General features: G+C 66.7%; 1 protein-coding gene and 1 pseudogene. Both read left to right on the top strand.

What is annotated here, in order from left to right; all coding sequences use genetic code 11:
• Positions 1-214: 214 nt before the first annotated feature.
• Positions 215-604, top strand: a complete 390-nt coding sequence (locus tag ACWDSL_RS52965; RefSeq protein WP_450496885.1) for an integrase — start codon at positions 215-217, stop codon at positions 602-604.
• 231 nt (positions 605-835) lie between these two features.
• Positions 836-2,075 (top strand): annotated as a pseudogene (locus ACWDSL_RS52960) (IS110 family transposase).
• The last annotated feature ends 458 nt before the right edge of the window (positions 2,076-2,533 follow it).

Below are 2,533 nucleotides of genomic sequence, written 5' to 3'. Positions count from 1 at the left end.
ACGACACGACAGACCACCACTCCCACAGGATCACCGACCCTATGCCCGACCAGCGAAAACACCGTCCTCAAGCCCGGAAAGACAACAGCTTCTTACTGCGCGACCGCGACGGCAAGTACAGCCAGGAATTCGACGCCTGAAGGGTGTCTTTATTGCCGTACGGTGGTTGACGTGGGACTTTGCGATCGCTCAAGTATGGGCATGATCAGTGATCGTGGGTCTGCGACTGCTCTACCTGATCTTCTGCCGACTACTGGGCGGCCTCCTCTTGCTGGGCCGATCGACCGCCGCGAACAACGCCGAGATCCTCGCTCTCCGCCATGAGGTCGCTGTGCTGCGCCGACAGATCGAGCGCCCGCGGCTCTCATGGGCCGATCGTGCCGTGCTCTCCGCTCTCGCACGGCACCTGCCACCCGTCTTGCGTCGCCATCGGCTGGTCACCCCGGGCACCCTGCTGACCTGGCACCGTCGTCTGGCGCGCTGGAAATGGCGAAGGGAAACCAACCAGGCCCGTGAAGGGTGTCAATATCCCGATCAGGCCGCTGAGCTGGGTGTTTCTTGTGGCCATCGCCACCACATCGCGAGCACGCAACCAGACCGATGATCCGATCGTTGGTGTTCGTGGTCCAAGCCCCTCGCGGGAACCACCTCTCACGACGCCTGGAACCTGTGAGTTCCAGCCCAGACCGAGGGACCCGCGGGCAGCTGGGGTCACGAACGACTGATCGGATGCCGGGCCATCGAGCCCTTCCATTAGGGAGACGCGTGCCCCCGCACAGCTGCGACCAGCAGCGACACGCAACCCGACCGAGAGGACGCGCACAACACCATGACCATGAAAGTGTTCTGTGGGATCGACTGGGCCAGCGACCACCACGACATCGCCCTGGTCGACCAGGACGGAGCCCTGTTAGCCCGAACCCGCATCGGCGACGACGCCACCGGCCTGCACCAACTCCTCGACCTGCTCACCACACACGGAGACACCGAAGACGCTCCGATTCCGGTGGCGATCGAGACCTCCCGCGGCCTGCTCGTGGCCTGCCTCCGCGCCACGCAACGCCCCGTCTACGCCATCAACCCGATGGCCGCCGCCCGCTACCGCGACCGGCACACGGTCGCCCGCAAGAAGTCCGACCACCTCGACGCCATGGTCCTGGCCAACATCCTGCGCACCGACGCCGCAGCTCACCGGCCCCTCCCCCACGACAGCGAGCTCGCCCAGGCCATCGCCGTCCTGGCCCGAGCCCAGCAGGACGCCGTCTGGGACCGCACCCAAGCCGGCAACAAACTCCGCTCCCACCTGCGCGCCTACTTCCCCGGCTTCCTCACCGCCGTCCAACCACTGCGCGAAGGCCTCAGCTCCCCCATCGCCCGCACACTTCTGGCCGCCGCACCCACCCCCGCCCAGGCAGCCAAACTCACACGCCCCCAACTGCGCACACTCCTTGCCAAGGCCGGCCGCAAGCGCGGCATCGACACCGAAGCCGACCGCCTCCACACCGCTCTCCGCGCCCCACAGATGCGGCAACTCCCCCTGGTCGAGCAGGCCATGGGACACCAGACCACCGCCCTGCTACGCCAGCTCGACGCAGCCTGCACCAGCGCAGACGACCTAGCCCAAGCGGCGGTGGAATCCTTTAACACACCCGGACGCCGAGATCATCACCAGCTTCCCAGGGCTCGGCTCACTCACCGGCGCCCGGGTGCTCGCCGAGATCGGCGACGACCGATCCCGCTTCACCGACGCGAAAGGCCTCAAAGCCTTCGCCGGGGCCGCACCAGTCACCCGGGCGTCCGGAAAAAGCGTCGCCGTCCTCGCCCGCCGGGTCAAGAACCAGCGCCTGACCTCCGCCGGCTACGTCTGGGCCTTCTCCGCCCTCACCGCCTCACCCGGCGCCAGAGCCCACTACGACCGCCGACGCAAGGCCAAAGACCGCCACACCGCCGCACAGCGCAACCTCTTCAACCGACTGCTCGGGTGCCTCCACCACTGCCTGACCCACGGCATCCACTACGACGAAACAACCGCATTCCCCGCACCCACAAGCCCAGCCCTCGCGGCAGCCGCTTGACAGATCATCCGCATCGGATGTCTTGACCCCCAGCCCAGTGACCACTCTCCGTAACCAGCCGTACCACGCTGTAGCAATCCGTTCAGGGCCATACGGCGCCACACGAAGCCCAAGAGGCACGCACCCCGCACACTACGCGCCAGCCGGCGTCGCTGGGACACAGTCGGGCGACGCGCCCCTCCCCCGAGTGACGCGGACCACGGTCCGGCGACTTTGACCGCGTGGACCCGAACTCCCCTCCCCCGCCCATGGGAGCCGACGCGGGGCATCCTAGCCGAGGCCAACCCTCAGCATTCGCTTTGATGTCGACGCGCAACACCTGCACCAGCACCACCGATAAGGCATTTGTTATCATTGCGAGGGTGCCCAGGCATTCAGGGAGGACATGATGGCCAAGATCACCATTGAGATCGACGAGGAGCGCCTCGCCGAGGCCAAGCAACTCCTGCACACCGAGG

The sequence above is a fragment of the Streptomyces sp. NPDC000941 genome, assembly GCF_053599555.1.
Note: the sequence above shows the minus strand (reverse complement) of the source record. Positions and strands in the feature narration are given on the sequence as shown.